This window comes from Pseudomonas sp. W15Feb9B (assembly GCF_000828175.1).
GTDB classification, from domain to species: Bacteria; Pseudomonadota; Gammaproteobacteria; order Pseudomonadales; family Pseudomonadaceae; genus Aquipseudomonas; species Aquipseudomonas parakoreensis.
On sequence record NZ_JTKF01000029.1, the window covers coordinates 285,368 to 301,594 of the forward strand.

General features: G+C 61.2%; 16 protein-coding genes and 1 pseudogene. 6 read left to right on the forward strand and 11 right to left on the reverse strand.

The features are described from left to right. Positions 1 to 150: 150 nt before the first annotated feature. From OC71_RS16700 to OC71_RS16720, 5 genes are all read left to right on the forward strand, one after another. Positions 151 to 1,935 (forward strand): glucan biosynthesis protein G, encoded by a 1,785-nt coding sequence (locus OC71_RS16700; protein ID WP_161794907.1) that lies wholly within the window; start codon positions 151 to 153, stop codon positions 1,933 to 1,935. Further along, complete coding sequence (gene mdoH / locus OC71_RS16705) at positions 1,928 to 4,498, forward strand: glucans biosynthesis glucosyltransferase MdoH (RefSeq protein WP_041071497.1); 2,571 nt, start codon at positions 1,928 to 1,930, stop codon at positions 4,496 to 4,498. The genes OC71_RS16700 and mdoH overlap by 8 nt, the downstream gene beginning before the upstream one ends. 266 nt (positions 4,499 to 4,764) lie before the next feature. After that, on the forward strand, positions 4,765 to 5,562 hold the full coding sequence (locus tag OC71_RS16710) for a transporter substrate-binding domain-containing protein (RefSeq protein ID WP_041071500.1): 798 nt from the start codon (positions 4,765 to 4,767) through the stop codon (positions 5,560 to 5,562). A 155-nt stretch (positions 5,563 to 5,717) separates the two neighbouring features. Continuing rightward, complete coding sequence (locus tag OC71_RS16715) at positions 5,718 to 6,677, forward strand: amino acid ABC transporter permease (RefSeq protein ID WP_041071503.1); 960 nt, start codon at positions 5,718 to 5,720, stop codon at positions 6,675 to 6,677. After that, entirely contained in the window at positions 6,670 to 7,404 is a 735-nt protein-coding gene (locus OC71_RS16720; protein WP_041071506.1) for an amino acid ABC transporter ATP-binding protein, read from the forward strand. Before OC71_RS16715 ends, OC71_RS16720 begins: the two co-directional genes overlap by 8 nt. A 154-nt stretch (positions 7,405 to 7,558) precedes the next feature. On the opposite strand, the gene OC71_RS28780 is transcribed toward OC71_RS16720, so the two are convergent. The 11 genes and pseudogenes from OC71_RS28780 to ubiE form a co-directional block, all read right to left on the reverse strand. Further along, on the reverse strand, positions 7,559 to 8,431 hold the full coding sequence (locus OC71_RS28780) for a methyl-accepting chemotaxis protein (protein WP_371260422.1): 873 nt from the start codon (positions 8,429 to 8,431) through the stop codon (positions 7,559 to 7,561). Continuing rightward, a pseudogene (locus OC71_RS28785) lies at positions 8,414 to 9,475 on the reverse strand (methyl-accepting chemotaxis protein); the annotation flags it as partial. The gene OC71_RS28780 and the pseudogene OC71_RS28785, both read right to left, overlap by 18 nt. A gap of 201 nt (positions 9,476 to 9,676) precedes the next feature. After that, positions 9,677 to 10,384: a 16S rRNA (uracil(1498)-N(3))-methyltransferase gene (locus tag OC71_RS16730; protein ID WP_041071512.1), complete on the reverse strand. Its 708-nt coding sequence runs from the start codon at positions 10,382 to 10,384 to the stop codon at positions 9,677 to 9,679. Then, the gene (tatC, locus tag OC71_RS16735; protein ID WP_041071516.1) at positions 10,381 to 11,172 is read right to left on the reverse strand and encodes a twin-arginine translocase subunit TatC; all 792 of its coding nucleotides are present in this window, start codon (positions 11,170 to 11,172) and stop codon (positions 10,381 to 10,383) included. Before tatC ends, OC71_RS16730 begins: the two co-directional genes overlap by 4 nt. Then, on the reverse strand, positions 11,169 to 11,633 hold the full coding sequence (tatB, locus tag OC71_RS16740; protein WP_041071517.1) for a Sec-independent protein translocase protein TatB: 465 nt from the start codon (positions 11,631 to 11,633) through the stop codon (positions 11,169 to 11,171). The genes tatC and tatB overlap by 4 nt, the downstream gene beginning before the upstream one ends. A 9-nt stretch (positions 11,634 to 11,642) precedes the next feature. Further along, positions 11,643 to 11,924, reverse strand: a complete 282-nt coding sequence (locus tag OC71_RS16745) for a twin-arginine translocase TatA/TatE family subunit (protein ID WP_003220847.1) — start codon at positions 11,922 to 11,924, stop codon at positions 11,643 to 11,645. Between the two features lie 25 nt (positions 11,925 to 11,949). Beyond that, a complete protein-coding gene (locus OC71_RS16750; protein WP_003220849.1) occupies positions 11,950 to 12,282 on the reverse strand; it encodes a phosphoribosyl-ATP diphosphatase in 333 nt (110 codons plus the stop codon). After that, a complete protein-coding gene (gene hisI / locus OC71_RS16755; protein ID WP_007909357.1) occupies positions 12,275 to 12,676 on the reverse strand; it encodes a phosphoribosyl-AMP cyclohydrolase in 402 nt (133 codons plus the stop codon). The genes OC71_RS16750 and hisI overlap by 8 nt, the downstream gene beginning before the upstream one ends. An 80-nt stretch (positions 12,677 to 12,756) precedes the next feature. Continuing rightward, a complete protein-coding gene (gene ubiB / locus OC71_RS16760; protein ID WP_041071521.1) occupies positions 12,757 to 14,361 on the reverse strand; it encodes a ubiquinone biosynthesis regulatory protein kinase UbiB in 1,605 nt (534 codons plus the stop codon). Further along, the gene (locus tag OC71_RS16765) at positions 14,358 to 14,981 is read right to left on the reverse strand and encodes an SCP2 domain-containing protein (RefSeq protein ID WP_007952419.1); all 624 of its coding nucleotides are present in this window, start codon (positions 14,979 to 14,981) and stop codon (positions 14,358 to 14,360) included. The genes ubiB and OC71_RS16765 overlap by 4 nt, the downstream gene beginning before the upstream one ends. Continuing rightward, on the reverse strand, positions 14,981 to 15,751 hold the full coding sequence (gene ubiE / locus OC71_RS16770; protein ID WP_007961779.1) for a bifunctional demethylmenaquinone methyltransferase/2-methoxy-6-polyprenyl-1,4-benzoquinol methylase UbiE: 771 nt from the start codon (positions 15,749 to 15,751) through the stop codon (positions 14,981 to 14,983). The genes OC71_RS16765 and ubiE overlap by 1 nt, the downstream gene beginning before the upstream one ends. A 154-nt stretch (positions 15,752 to 15,905) precedes the next feature. Between ubiE and OC71_RS16775 the strand changes: the two genes are divergently transcribed. Next, positions 15,906 to 16,181, forward strand: coding sequence for a polyhydroxyalkanoic acid system family protein (locus OC71_RS16775; protein ID WP_003220859.1), 276 nt, complete (start codon positions 15,906 to 15,908; stop codon positions 16,179 to 16,181). Positions 16,182 to 16,227: the final 46 nt, after the last annotated feature.

Below are 16,227 nucleotides of genomic sequence, written 5' to 3' on the forward strand. Positions count from 1 at the left end.
ACTTGTCTGGATCCGATTGGGGAATCATTTTGCCCCAGCGGAGTCGGAACAATGCTCGCCAACCTGGCATATAGATAGCTGGCCGTTGGTTTTTTGATCTGTTTTCGGCGAGGGTTGCTCGTGATTGTTAGTCCCTGTAATGCAGCAAAAATGTCTGCCAAACGCATGCGAAGTGCCCTGGTAGCGGGTTCGGCGCTCCTGTGCCTGCTCAGCGCCGGCCAGCTTTGGGCGTTCAATCTTGACGATGTATCAGCCAAGGCTAAAGAGCTCGCCGGGCAGAAGTTCGAAGCCCCGCGCAGCAACCTGCCGAACGAATTCCGCGACATGAAATTCGCGGACTATCAGAAAATCCGCTTCCTCACCGAAAAGGCTGAGTGGGCCGATCAGAAGACTCCGTTCAAGCTGTCCTTCTATCACCAGGGCATGCACTTCGATACGCCGGTGAAAATCAACGAAATCACGGCGAACACCGTCGAAGAGATCAAATACGATCCGACCCGCTTCGATTTCGGCGACCTCAAGTTCGATCCGAAGGCCACCGAGCAACTGGGCTACGCCGGTTTCCGTGTGCTGTACCCGATCAACAAGGCCGACAAGCAAGACGAAATCATGACCATGCTTGGCGCGAGCTACTTCCGCGTCGTCGGCAAGGGTCACACCTACGGTCTGTCGGCCCGTGGTCTGGCGATCGACACCGCGCTGCCGTCGGGCGAAGAGTTTCCGCGTTTCCGCGAGTTCTGGATTCAGCAGCCGAAGCCGGGCGACAAGCACCTGGTGATCTTCGCCCTGCTCGATTCGCCGCGCGCCACCGGTGCCTATCGGCTGATCCTGCGTCCGGGCAGCGACACCATTGTCGACGTCAAGGCGCAGATGTTCCTGCGTGACAAGGTCGGCAAACTGGGCATCGCGCCGTTGACCAGCATGTTCCTGTTCGGCGCCAACCAGCCGTCGAAAGTCCTCAACTACCGTCGTGAACTGCACGATTCCAGTGGTCTGTCGATCCATGCCGGCAACGGCGAGTGGATCTGGCGTCCGCTGAACAACCCGAAACACCTGGCCGTGAGCAACTTCAGCGTCGAGAACCCGCGTGGTTTCGGTCTGCTGCAGCGTGGCCGTGATTTCAGCCACTACGAAGACCTCGACGACCGCTATGACAAGCGTCCAAGCGCCTGGATCGAGCCGAAGGGCGAGTGGGGCAAGGGCACCGTTGATCTGGTAGAGATTCCGACCGCCGACGAAACCAACGACAACATCGTTGCGTTCTGGAGCCCGGAAACCATGCCGGAGCCAGGCAAGCCGCTGGACTTCGCCTACCGCCTGCACTGGACCATGGACGAAGCGGCGATTCACGCCCCCGACAGCGCCTGGGTCAAGCAGACCCTGCGTTCGACCGGTGACGTCAAGCAGTCGAACCTGATCCGTCAGCCGGACGGCAGCGTCGCCTACCTGGTCGACTTCGAAGGTCCATCGCTGGCAGCCCTGGCGCCGGATGCCGACGTACGCAGTCAGGTCAGCGTTGGCGATAACGCCGAGCTGGTCGAGAACAGCGTGCGCTACAACCCGGAAACCAAGGGCTGGCGCCTGACCCTGCGGATGAAGATCAAGGACGCGAGCAAGTCCACCGAGATGCGTGCTGCCCTGGTCCAGCCAGTGGTCACCGCTGATCTGGCCAAATCTTCGGTACCGGCGTCGAATTCGTCGGTGGCCAAGGCTGACAAGATCGCCGCCAAGCAACAAGAGAAGGAAGACAAGGAAGCCAAGGCCGCTGAAGCCAAACAGGCCGACGCCAAGCCCGCCGCAGATGCCAAGGACAAGGCCAACAAAGACGCCAAGCAGCCAGCGGCTGCGAACGCGGCCCCAGCCACACCGGAATCGGCACCGACTGAAGAAGTCCTGACCGAGACCTGGAGCTATCAGTTGCCTGCCGATGAGTAACTCTCAAGTACAGCCAGAGACTCTGTCCGAGTATCTGGCGCATCTGCCGATGACCGACGAGCAGCGCGCGGAACTCGCGGGCTGCCAGTCTTTCAGCGAACTGCACCAGCGCCTGTCGTCGCCAACGTTCGACGCCCCTGCCGAAGCCGCCCAGGCTTCGGTGGGCAAGCGCCTGACCCTGAGCACCGCCGAGGAACTGGAAGAGGCGGAAATGCTGGTGCTCGACGCCAGCGGCCGGGTCGCCATGAAGGCGACGCCGCCCATCCACCGGACCAAAGTCGTGCCGGAACCCTGGCGCACCAATATTCTGGTGCGTGGCTGGCGCCGTCTGACTGGTCGCACCAACCCGCCGCAGCCGCCAAAAGATGCGAATGTGTTGCCGGCCGCGCGCTGGCGCACCGTCGGTTCGATCCGTCGCTACATTCTGTTGCTGCTGATGCTCGGCCAGACCATCGTCGCCGGCTGGTACATGAAAGGCATCATGCCGTACCAGGGCTGGTCGTTCGTCGATCTTGAAGAGGTTCTGCACCAGCCGCTGCTGCAAACCGCCACGCAAGTGCTGCCGTATGCGCTGCAAACCAGCATCCTGATTCTGTTCGGGATTCTGTTCTGCTGGGTCTCGGCCGGCTTCTGGACGGCGCTGATGGGCTTCCTCGAGTTGCTCACCGGTCACGACAAATACCGTATCTCCGGCAAAAGCGCTGGCAACGAGCCGATTCCGAAGGACGCCCGTACTGCGCTGGTGATGCCGATCTGCAACGAAGACGTGCCCCGGGTATTCGCCGGTCTGCGCGCCACCTTCGAATCGGTCGCGGCCACCGGTGATCTGGATCGCTTCGACTTCTTCGTCCTCAGCGACAGTAACGACACCGACATCTGCGTCGCCGAGCAACAGGCGTGGCTGGACGTCTGCCGCGAAGCCAAAGGCTTCGGCAAGATCTTCTATCGCCGCCGTCGCCGTCGTGTGAAACGCAAGAGCGGCAACCTCGACGACTTCTGCCGTCGTTGGGGCGGTGACTACAAGTACATGGTCGTGCTCGACGCCGACTCGGTGATGAGCGGCGAGTGCCTGACCAGTCTGGTACGCCTGATGGAAGCCACGCCGGACGCCGGGATCATCCAGACCGCGCCACGGGCGTCGGGCATGGACACGCTGTATGCGCGCATGCAGCAGTTCGCCACCCGCGTGTACGGTCCGCTGTTTACCGCCGGTCTGCACTTCTGGCAGTTGGGTGAATCCCACTACTGGGGTCACAACGCGATCATCCGCATGAAGCCGTTCATCGACCACTGCGCCCTGGCGCCGTTGCCGGGCAAAGGTGCGTTCTCCGGGGCGATCCTGTCTCACGACTTCGTTGAAGCCGCGCTGATGCGTCGTGCCGGTTGGGGCGTGTGGATTGCCTACGATCTGCCGGGCAGCTACGAAGAACTGCCGCCGAACCTGCTCGACGAACTCAAGCGTGACCGTCGCTGGTGCCACGGCAACCTGATGAACTTCCGCCTGTTCCTGGTCAAGGGCATGCACCCGGTGCACCGTGCGGTGTTCCTGACTGGCGTGATGTCGTACCTGTCGGCGCCGTTGTGGTTCTTCTTCCTGGTGCTGTCGACCGCGCTGCTGGCGGTGAATACGCTGATGGAGCCGCAGTACTTCCTGGAACCGCGTCAGCTTTATCCGCTGTGGCCGCAATGGCATCCGGACAAGGCGATCGCGCTGTTCTCAACCACCATCGTGCTGCTGTTCCTGCCGAAACTGCTGAGCATCATCCTGATCTGGGCCAAGGGCGCGAAAGAGTTCGGTGGCAAGTTCAAGGTGACCCTGTCGATGCTGCTGGAGATGTTGTTCTCCATGCTGCTGGCACCGGTGCGGATGATTTTCCACACCCGTTTCGTCCTGGCCGCGTTCCTCGGCTGGGCCGCGACCTGGAACTCGCCGCAGCGTGACGACGACTCCACGCCATGGAGCGAGGCGGTCAAGCGCCACGGTCCGCAGACCTTGCTGGGTTTCTGCTGGGCGCTGCTGGTGATCTGGCTGAACCCGAGCTTCCTGTGGTGGCTGGTGCCGATCGTCGGTTCGCTGATGCTGTCGATTCCGGTGTCGGTGATTTCCAGCCGTGTCGGTCTGGGCCTCAAGTCCCGAGACGAGAGCCTGTTCCTCATCCCTGAGGAATACAATCCGCCGCAGGCGCTGCTGGCGACCGATCAGTACACCCACGAAAACCGTTGGCACGCACTGAACGACGGCTTTATTCGTGCGGTGGTCGATCCACAGCAGAACGCCTTGGCGTGTTCGCTGGCGACGGCCCGTCACGGTCAGGCCGAGCCGATCGAGTGGCTGCGTCAGGAACGTGTGCGTCACGCGATCAAGGTCGGTCCGGCCGGGCTGAACAACCATGATTGCCTGCAACTGCTTAGCGATCCGGTGGCGCTGGCGCGTCTGCACGAGCTGGTCTGGTCCGAAGATCACAAGGAATGGCTGGATGCCTGGCGTGCTTCGGTGAAAGCCGATCCGCATGCGCCGCTGCTGCCGTTGCGACCGCTGAGCATGCAGGCTCAACCGGCCTAAGAAAAAGCCCCGCCAATGCGGGGCTTTTTTTTAAAAGATCGCAGCCTTCGGCAGCTCCTACAGGGTTTTGTGCACACCTGTAGGAGCTGCCGAAGGCTGCGATCTTTTGCTTTTAAAAACCTCCCCGCAACAACAAATCGCCGCAAAAAACCTTGTGCAAACGGACGAGTGCGTTAGCATCCGTCCCCGAATTGGCGCACCCGGGCATTTTTGCTCATCACGGCTGTTTTTCGCGCCGCACATGCAATGGTTTTGGGGACTTGAAGATGAAGAAGTATCTGTCGATGCTGCTGGTCGGCGTCACGGCACTGGTTGCAGTCAATGCGGCGCACGCCGGTGCAATCGATGACGCGGTCAAGCGCGGCACGTTGAAAGTCGGTATGGATCCGACCTACATGCCGTTCGAAATGACCAACAAGCGCGGCGAGATCATCGGCTTCGAAGTCGACATCCTCAAAGCCATGTCCAAGGCCATGGGCGTCAAGCTTGAGCTGGTGTCTACCGGTTACGACGGGATCATTCCGGCGCTGATGACCGACAAGTTCGACATGATCGGCAGCGGCATGACCCTGACTCAGGAACGCAACCTGCGCCTGAACTTCAGCGAACCGTTCATTGTGGTCGGCCAGACCCTGCTGATCCGCAAGGAGCTGGAAGGCACCATCAAGTCCTATAAAGACCTGAACACCGCCGACTACCGCATCACCTCCAAGCTCGGCACCACCGGTGAGATGGTCGCCAAGAAGCTGATCGCCAAAGCCAAGTACCACGGCTACGACAACGAGCAGGAAGCCGTGCTCGACGTGGTCAACGGCAAGGCCGACGCGTTCATCTACGACGCACCGTACAACGTGGTCGCGGTGAACAAGGTCGGCGCCGGCAAACTGGTGTTCCTCGACAAGCCGTTCACCTACGAGCCGCTGGCCTTCGGTCTGAAGAAGGGTGATTACGACAGCCTCAACTTCATCAATAACTTCCTGCACCAGATCCACGAAGACGGCACTTACGATCGCATCCATGACAAGTGGTTCAAGAGCACCGAGTGGCTCAAGGACATGGAATAACGCTTGATCAGTTGGATCGAGTCGCCCCATTCGCGAGCAAGCTCGCTCCCACAGTGTTTTAGGTGAACACAAATTTTGTGTCCGCCACTGAACTTGTGGGAGCGAGCTTGCTCGCGAAGAGTGCCGCCCAGGCAACACAAATTCCGGAACCTGCAATGAAACAGAAAAAAGCCCAATGGCCCTGGCACGTCCTGACCGTGCTGGTGCTGGTCGGCCTGGCGGGCGCGTTGTATTACGCCACGTCGCTGATGTCCTACGAATGGCGCTGGAACCGCGTGCCGCAGTACTTCGCCTATCAGGCCGAAGAGTCCCAGCGCGCCAGCGACATCTCCACCGTCACCGAACTGGTGCGCAAGGGCGGCAGTGCGCAAGTCACTTTGCGCAACGACGCCGGGGATGAACAGCACCTGACCGTCGACGAGAACAGCCTGCAATTCGCTCAGGGCGACGATGTGGCGGAAGGCGACGTTGTGGGCGTGACCCGGCATTGGGCGGCAGGGCCGCTGCTGTGGGGCCTTTGGACCACGCTGTGGCTGTCGGTGGTGTCGGGTGTACTCGGTCTGCTGATCGGTCTGGTCACCGGGCTGTGCCGCCTGTCGAGCAACCCGACCCTGCGCGACCTGTCGAGCATCTACGTCGAACTGGTACGTGGCACGCCGCTGCTGGTGCAGATCTTCATTTTCTACTTCTTCATCGGCACGGTGATGAACCTGTCCCGGGAGTTCGCCGGGATCGCCGCGTTGTCGCTGTTCACCGGTGCCTACGTGGCCGAGATCATCCGCTCCGGGGTGCAGTCGATTGCCCGCGGGCAGAACGAAGCGGCGCGTTCGCTGGGTCTGAGCGCCGGCCAGTCGATGCGCCATGTGGTGCTGCCGCAAGCGTTCAAACGCGTGCTGCCACCGTTGGCCGGACAGTTCATCAGTCTGGTCAAGGACACCTCGCTGGTGTCGGTGATCGCGATTACCGAGCTGCTGAAAAGCGGCCGTGAAGTTATCACCACCTCGTTCTCGCCGTTCGAAATCCTGTTCTGCGTTGCCGGCCTGTATCTGTTGATCAACCTGCCGCTGTCGAAAATCGCCAGCCGGCTTGAGCGGAGGCTCGCGCAAAGTGATTGAAGTCCGCGATCTGGTAAAAGTCTTCGACACCCGTGGTCAGGTAGTGCGGGCGGTGGATAACGTCACCACCACGGTGGCCAAGGGCGAAGTGCTGGTGGTGATCGGCCCGTCGGGTTCGGGCAAATCGACCTTCCTGCGCTGCCTCAATGGCCTGGAAGCGTTCGACTCGGGTTCGGTGAGCATCGACGGCCTGCAACTGGCCGACCCGAAAACCGACGTCAACGCCTACCGCCGCGAAGTCGGCATGGTCTTCCAGCATTTCAACCTGTTCCCGCACATGACCGTGCTGGAAAACCTCTGCCTGGCGCAGAAGGTCGTGCGCAAGCGCGGGCAGAAGGAAAGTGAGGCCAAGGCCTTGGCGTTGCTGGAGAAGGTCGGTATCGCGCAAAAAGCCCGCGAATACCCGTCACGTCTGTCCGGCGGTCAGCAGCAGCGCGTAGCGATTGCCCGGGCGCTGGCGATGGACCCGAAAGTGATGCTGTTCGACGAGCCGACGTCGGCCCTCGACCCGGAAATGGTCGGTGAAGTGCTGGATGTGATGAAGAACCTGGCCGTGGAAGGCATGACCATGGTCTGCGTCACGCACGAAATGGGCTTCGCCCGGGAAGTGGCGGATCGGGTGCTGTTCTTCGATCACGGCAAATTGCTGGAAGATGCGTCCCCGGCGGAGTTCTTCGATGCGCCGAAGGATCCGCGCGCTCAGGCTTTCCTGCGTCAGGTCTTGTAACGGCGGCGTTCTCCCGGACGCCATCGCTGGCAAGCCGGCTCCCACAGTAAATGGGTTGAACACGAACTTTGTGAACGACTGGAAACCTGTGGGAGCTGGCTTGCCAGCGATAGCATCACCTCGGTCCACAGTGAACCGAGGTCGATGGATCACCTCAAACCTTGAACCGCCCCACCAGCATCTGCAGATGCGTCCCCAGGCGCGCCAGCTCAACGCTGGAAGCCGCCGTCTCTTCACTCGCCGCCGAGGTCTGATCCGACACATCCCGCACATTCAGCACACTGCGGTTGATCTCTTCAGCCACGGCGCTCTGCTGCTCGGCCGCTGCGGCAATCTGTTGGTTCATCGCCTGAATCGCCGAGACGGTACGGGTGATGCTTTCCAGCGAGCCACCGGCGCGGCGGGTCAGTTCGACGCTGCTGTCGGTCAGGCTGCGGCTGTTGTCCATGATTGTCGCCACTTGCTGGGTGCCGGTCTGCAGGCCGACGATCAGCTCTTCGATCTCTTCCGTGGACTTCTGCGTGCGCTGGGCGAGGCTGCGCACTTCATCGGCGACCACCGCAAAGCCACGCCCGGCTTCACCGGCACGCGCCGCCTCGATGGCGGCGTTGAGCGCCAGCAGGTTGGTTTGCTGGGCCACCGACTTGATCACGTCGAGCACGCTGCCGATCTTGTCGCTCTCGCGCTTGAGTTCGCCCATAGCCTCGGTGGAGTGGCCAACCTCGGCCGCGAGGCGCTCAATCTGCGCGATGGCTTCACCCACCACCTTGTCGCCTTCGCGGGCCTGCTGGTCAGCAGCGACGGCCGCTTCCGAAGCTTCCTCGGCGTTGCGCGCGACTTCCTGCACGGTGGCAGCCATTTCGTTCATGGCGGTGGCGACCTGGTCGGTCTCGACTTTCTGATTGTTGACCCCGGCGCTGGTCTGCTCGGTGACGGCAGACAATTCTTCGGCGGCACTGGCGATCTGCGTGACGCCGTCGCTGATGCCACCGATCAACTCGCGCAGGCCTTGGGTCATGCTCTGCATCGAACGTTGCAACTGGCCGAGTTCGTCGCGACGCTGCGACACCAGGTTGTGGGTCAAGTCACCGGCAGCCACACGTTCGGCGACTTTCAGGGTCTGGTTCAGTGGAATGATGATCTGCCGGGTGATCGCCCACGCAGCCAGCAAACCGAAGGCCACGGCCAGCAGGGTGGCGATGATCAGCATGTTCTTGGCGTGCGCGGCATCGGTATCGCGCACTACGGTTTGTGATTCGGTGAGCTTTTTGCTGACGTCGAGGAGGATGTCGCCCTGAGCCGTCATGGTTGCCCCGGCCTTGGCATTGTTCACCTGCGAGTCGCGGAACTGAGCGACCGCCGCGCGATAAGCCTTGATCGAGTCGGTGGCCTGTTGCAGGTTGGCGATGTGCTGTTCGGGCAGTTTCGCCGGCAGGCTGTCGAGGTTTTTCAGTGCATTGTCGATGGCGTCCAGCGCTGGCTGCTCCGCCTCGGCCTTGCCGCTGTAGGTGTAGCCGCGCACCTGATAGCGCGCTTGCTGCAACAGTTTGCTCAGTTCGATCACGCTGTTGAATTGCGCGACGCTGTCACCCTGCAGCATGGATTTCTCGACTTCCGAGACTTTGGCCACGGCATTGTCGGCACTGGCGCCAAGCTTGCTGCGCGCGTCCTCACGCTGCACGGTGGCCTGTGTCATATCGGCGAAGGCGCGTTTGTACTCGGCGACAGCGGCCAGTTGCTGATCGACCTTGGCCGCATCTGAGGGCTGCTCGATCAGGCCGCGCGCGGTTTGCAAGCCGCTGGCGAGTTTGGCCAGCAACTCGTTGACCGCGCCCGGGCCTTGTTCGCCACGACGCGCTTCATAGTCCAGACGCGCCAGGCGCAGGTCCTTGGTCAGTTCATTGAGGCTGGAGATGAAGCCGAGCTTGTCGCCACGGCTGATAATGCCGCTCATGCCGGTCCAGCCGGTAAAGGTGATCAACAGGGTGAGCAACAGCACCAGGCCGAAACCGATACCCAGCTTGCGTTTGACGCTGACGTTTCCAAGATTCTCGGCTAACCAACGGTACATGCGACGACTCCCCTCGGACCACTAATTGGACTTATGGGCACTGTATCGGCGGGGTGATGGCAATCTGTAACCCGAATTGAATGCCAACCCGGTTTCTGTAGGAGCTGACGAGTGCAACGAGGCTGCGATCTTTTGATCTTGCCGTTAAAAAACAAGATCAAAAGATCGCAGCCTGCGGCAGCTCCTACAGGGAGAGGTGTGTCAGAACAGGCGGGCGAGGAGGGCGGTGACGGCGGTTTCGACGCGCAGGATGCGCTCGCCCAGTTGCACCGGTTGCAGGCCAGACTTGGCAAGCAAGTCGATCTCGTAAGGAATCCAGCCACCTTCGGGGCCGATCGCCAGCGTTACCGGTTCGCTCAACGCGCGCGGGCACGGCGGAAAATTGCCGGGATGGCCGACCAGGCCGAGGGTGCCTTCGGTTATCGCAGGCAGTCGATCTTCGACGAACGGCTTGAAGCGTTTTTCGATGATGATGTCCGGCAGCACGGTATCGCGGGCCTGTTCGAGGCCGAGGATCAAATTCTCGCGAATCGCTTCCGGCTCCAGAAACGGCGTCTGCCAGAAACTCTTCTCGACGCGGTAGCTGTTGACCAGAATCACCTTCGACACGCCCATGGTCGCCACGGTCTGGAACACCCGACGCAACATCTTCGGCCGCGGCAGGGCCAGTACCAGCGTCAGCGGCAGCTTGGCCGGTGGCGGTTGATCGAGGCTGACGCGCAACTCGGCTTCGCCAGCCTCAAGGCGCAACAGTTCAGCCGAACCCATCAGCCCATTGATGCGCCCGACACGCAGGCTGTCGCCGACTTCGGATCGGTGGACCTCCTGCATATGCGTCAGACGCCGGTCACGCAGCACGACGCGGTCGGCCGCGATGAAGTCGGCCTCTTCGAGCAACAGCAGGTTCATGCCTGGGTCGCTGGCGGCTGGTCGTTGTGATCGTCAGCCGGCGTTTCGTCCGGGCGTTCGCGTTTGCTGACCAGGTTGCCAAACAGAATGCCGATTTCAAACAGCATCCACATCGGCACGGCCAGCAGGGTCTGCGAGAAGATGTCCGGCGGCGTGAGGATCATGCCGACCACGAAGCAGCCGATGATCACGTACGGACGGATCTTCTTCAGGTATTTGACGTCGACCACGCCGATCCACACCAGCAGCACCACGGCCACCGGGATTTCGAACGCGACGCCAAAGGCGAAGAACAGCGTCATCACGAAGTCGAGGTAGCTGGTGATGTCGGTCATCATTTCCACGCCGGCCGGGGTGGCCGCGGCGAAGAACTTGAAGATCAGCGGGAACACGAAGTAATAGGCGAACGCCATGCCGGTGTAGAACAGCAGGATGCTCGACACCAGCAGCGGCACGGCGACGCGCTTCTCATGCTTGTACAGGCCCGGCGCGATGAAACCCCAGATCTGGTGCAGGATCACCGGAATCGCGAGGAACAGCGAGACCATCATCGTCAGCTTCAGCGGCGTGAGGAACGGTGACGACACATCCGTGGCGATCATCGTCGCACCGGCCGGCAGGTACTGGCGCAGCGGCGTCGAGACGAAGGTGTAGATCTGCTGGGTGAAGGCGAACAACCCGGCGAAGATGATGAACACCGCCGCCACACAACGCAGCAGACGGGTGCGCAACTCGGTGAGGTGCGATACCAGCGGCATGTGCTGGTCGTTTTCGGGGAGATCGCTCATGGGGCTCGCGGCGGCAAAGTGGTGTCGTGAGGCGCAGGTGTGATCGGCGCGGCGGTTGGAGATACGTGTTCAACCGAGGTTTCTGTAGCAGCCTGCACGGGGGTTGGCGGCGCTACGGCGGCGGCAGGTGCAGGTGTCGGAGCTGTTACAGCTGGCGCGGCTGGCGCATGAATCGTCTGCTCACCCACATGCTCGACCGGCGTCGGCTCCTGCTGAACCGGCGTGAAAATCTTCCGCGCCTCCTGCTCCAGCGACAGAATGTGCTCGTTGTGCAGTTGCCGACGGATCTCGTCGGCACCGATTTCACGTTCAACTTCCTGTTTGATCGCGTTGAAGCTGCGCTTCAGCCGCCCGACCCACAGGCCGGCGGTGCGCGCAGCGCCCGGCAGACGCTCGGGGCCCAGCACCAGCAGGGCAACGAGGCCGACGAGCAGCAGTTCAGAGAAGCTGATACCAAACATTTGTCAGTCTCACACGTCTTTGCGGATCGGCTCTTCGACTTTCTGCGCCTGCACGTCGATGGTGTGCGGCGGGTTGGCCTGAGCAGTGGCTTGCGGCTGCACCGGTGGTACCGGCTGCGCAGGCGTTACGGTCGGATCGGCGGCCGGTTTTTCGTCATCGTTCATGGCTTTACGGAAGCCCTTGATCGACTCGCCGACGTCGGTGCCGAGGTTTTTCAGTTTCTTGGTGCCGAACACCAGCACCACGACTACCAGAATGACGATCCAGTGTTTCCAGTCAAAAATGCCCATGTTGCTGTTCCTCTCTAAAAATTGTTCAGGCGGACGGACGCGAGGCTTTCTCGACGTGTCCGGACAGACCGAAGCGACGATCCAGTTCATCCAGCACGGCCTGCGGATGCTGCCCCAGTTGGGCGAGCATGACCATGCTGTGGAACCACAGGTCGGCAGTCTCGTAGATCACATCGCTGCAGTCACCGCTGATGGCGGCGTCCTTGGCGGCAATAATGGTTTCGACCGACTCTTCGCCGACTTTCTCCAGAATCTTGTTCAGGCCCTTGTGATACAGACTAGCTACATATGAGCTGTCGGCAGCGGCGCCCTTGCGCTCTTCAAGCACCTGAGCGAGGCGGGTCAGGGTGTCACTCATGTTTGTGTCCTGCGGAATAGATAGCGTGCGGGTCTTTCAGAACCGGGTCGACCGTTTTCCAGTCGCCGTTTTCGAAGACGCGGTAAAAGCAGCTTTGACGGCCGGTATGGCAAGCGATGTCGCCGATCTGTTCGACCATCAGGATGATCACGTCGGCATCACAGTCCAGGCGCATTTCATGCAGGGTCTGTACGTGGCCGGACTCTTCGCCCTTGCGCCACAGCTTGCCACGGGAACGTGACCAGTAGATTGCACGGTTTTCCGCGGCGGTCAGTTCCAGCGCTTCGCGGTTCATCCAGGCCATCATCAGCACGCGTCCGGTCTTGTGATCCTGGGCAATCGCCGGCACCAGGCCATCGGCGTCCCACTTGATCTCATCCAGCCAGTTTTTCATCTTCGACTCCGACAGCGAACCCGCACTTCAATTGTCGGGTTCAGGCGTTGAAACAGTGTGCCAGCCGATCAGCGAACTGGCTATCGGCGAACGACCAGATACAAGCCGACGGCCACCATGATGCCCGCCGGCCAATGCCCCAGTTCGTGCAGCGGGCCGCCGGCGGCGAGGATGGTACCGCCCGCCAGATGCGCACTGCCGAGCAGGCGCAGGAACCAGTCGTCCTTGCGTTTGTGCCACGGTGGCGGCGGATCGTAGGCGTGCGGTTGAGACATGCGTTCGAGCAGATCACGGGCCATGTTGGCCAGGTGCGGCAGCTGTTCGAACTGGCTCTGCACGTTGCCGATCAAGGCTTTCGGGCTGACGCGCTCGCGCATCCAGCGTTCGAGGAACGGTTGTGCGGTGTTCCACAGATCCAGATCCGGGTACAACTGACGGCCGAGGCCCTCGATGTTCAGCAAGGTCTTTTGCAGCAGCACCAGTTGCGGCTGCACTTCCATGTTGAAGCGTCGCGCGGTCTGGAACAGGCGCATCAGCACCTGGCCAAATGAAATATCTTTTAACGGTTTTTCGAAGATCGGCTCGCACACGGTACGGATCGCCGCTTCGAATTCGTTGAGTTTGGTTTCCGCCGGCACCCAGCCCGAATCGATGTGCAATTGCGCGACGCGGCGGTAGTCGCGCTTGAAGAAGGCGAACAGGTTGCGCGCCAGGTAGTCCTGGTCTTCCGGGGTCAGGCTGCCGACGATGCCGCAGTCGATCGCGATGTACTGCGGGCTCCACGGGTTGACGGTGCTGACGAAGATGTTGCCCGGGTGCATGTCGGCGTGGAAGAAACTGTCGCGGAACACCTGGGTGAAGAAGATCTCCACGCCGCGCTCAGCGAGCATTTTCATGTCGGTGCGCTGGTCGGCGAGGGTCGCCAGATCCGTTACCTGAATCCCGTAGATGCGCTCCATCACCAGCACTTTCGGCCGGCACCAGTCCCAATAGACTTGCGGCACGTAAAGCAGCGGCGAGCCTTCGAAGTTGCGCTTGAGCTGGCTGGCATTCGCCGCCTCACGCAACAGGTCGAGTTCGTCGTAGATGGTTTTTTCGTAGTCCTGCACCACGTCCACCGGGTGCAGCAGGCGGGCGTCGGCGGAGATCTTTTCGGCGGCGCGGGCGAGGATGAACAGCCATGCCAGATCCTGGGCGATCACCGGTTTCAGGCCCGGGCGGATCACCTTGACCACCACTTCTTCGCCGGTCTTCAGTTGCGCAGCGTGCACCTGCGCCACCGAGGCCGAGGCCAGCGGTTCGACGTCAAAGCGGCTGAACACGTCGCTGATTTTCTTGCCCAGCTGTTCTTCGATCAGCTTGATCGACAGCTGCGAATCGAACGGCGGCACGCGGTCCTGCAGCAGCATCAGCTCATCGGCGATGTCTTCCGGCAGCAGGTCGCGGCGGGTCGAGAGAATCTGCCCGAACTTGATGAAGATCGGCCCCAGATCCTGCAGCGCCAGTCGCAGGCGCGCGCCACGGTTCAGCTCCAGCGGTTTGCGCGGGAACCAGCGCCACGGCAGCACGTAGCGCAGCGCCAGGAGAAACCAGGGCAACGGCAGCTCGAACAGCAGGTCATCGAGGCGGTAGCGGATCACAACGCGCTGGATGCGCAACAGACGGCGGACGGCAAGCAGCTTCATGCGTTATCGCTTGGGTCGAGGGATCGGGAAAGGCGCTCGAAACGCGCCTCGAGACGTTCCAGATCAAGTTTGATCCGGTCCAGTTCGCTGAACCGCGCTTCGGCTTCGCGCTGGCCGACGAGGGTGCGCGATTCTTCGGCGAGGTATTCGGCGAGGTTCTGGTTGAGGCTGGCAAATCCTTGTTGATACCAGCGCGCGCGGCTGCGCAGATGGCCACCGACCAATTGCGTGGCGACCGGGCCGAGCCAGCGCGAGAGTTCGTACTCCCAGTCCAGCTCGAGGTCCTGCAACACCCCGGCCAGTTCCAGCAGCACGCCGCTGTCACCGTCGAGCTCGACTTCCGGGGCGTGCAGCACCGCGGTCTTGTCTTTGCTCAGGGCCAGTTTCACCAGGCTCGACGCCGGCGCACGCAGGGTGCAGTCGACGCCGGTTTCCCAGTGCGAGGCGAGCATCAGGCCCTCATCGCTGGGCAGGATGAACAGTTGCAGCGCCGGGCTGCGGCAATCCACGGCAATCACTTTGCCGGTCAGATGCGCCAGCCGCGGCAGCGCCGTGCTGTCGAGGCGCAGCACCCGATTGAGGCCGAGTTCGACGCTGGCGAGCAGCCCGGTGAGCAACATCAGGGCTTGATGCCGCGGTGCAGGGCGACGATACCTGCGGTCATGTTGTGATAGGTCACGCGGTCGAAACCGGCGTCGACCATCATCGACTTCAGGGTTTCCTGATTCGGGTGCATGCGGATCGATTCGGCCAGGTAGCGATAGCTTTCCGAGTCGTTGGTGATCAGCTTGCCCATCAGTGGCATGAAGGCGAACGAGTAGGCGTCGTACGCCTTGGACATCAGTGCGTTGGTCGGCTTGGAGAATTCCAGCACCAGCAGGCGGCCGCCGGGCTTGAGCACGCGCAGCATCGAACGTAGGGCGTCTTCTTTATGCGTTACGTTGCGCAGGCCGAAGGCGATGGTCACGCAGTCGAAGTGGTTATCCGGGAATGGCAGCTTTTCCGCATCGGCCTGAACGAATTCGACGTTGCCCGACACACCCAGATCCAGCAGGCGGTCACGACCGACCTTGAGCATCGATTCGTTGATGTCGGCCAATACCACCTGACCGGTCGGGCCGACCAGGTGCGAGAACTTTTTGGTCAGATCGCCAGTGCCGCCGGCGATATCGAGCACGCGGTTGCCGGCACGCACACCGGACAATTCGATCGCGAAACGCTTCCACAGACGGTGCATGCCGCCCGACAGAAGGTCGTTCATCAGGTCGTATTTCGCGGCTACCGAGTGGAAAACCTCAGCGACTTTTTCCGCTTTCTGGCTTTCCGGAACGTTTTTGAAGCCGAAGTGAGTGGTGGGTTCGGCATCGCTGCCTTTGCGCTGATCAGTCATATCGCTGTCACCAAAAGAGAATGCGCGACATTCTAATCCCCAAGCCATGCTTTGTCTTGGAATGGCTAAAGGTAAGATGGGCAACCTTCGGGACGATTTGCCGCAGACGCGGTCAAGATCTACCGACACCCATTCATCAAGCAGGAGTCATTCAATGGCCAAAATCAGTGTTGAGCGTGCCCACAGCCTGGGCAAGGAAGCCGCCCGCGAGAAGGCCGACAAGCTGGCGCAGAAACTCTCCGATCAATATGGCCTGGAGCCGCAGTGGTCGGGCGACACTCTCAACCTCAAGCGCTCGGGCGTGAAGGGCGCGGTGCATGTGGCTGACGATTCGATTCGCGTTGACGTTGAACTGGGCATCATGATGTCGGCCATGAGCGGCATGATCAAAGCCGAGATCGAGAAGGCGCTGGATAAAGCGCTGGTCTGATCGCGTTTTTTCTCAATCCCGAATCCCTGTGGGAGCAACTGTCTTA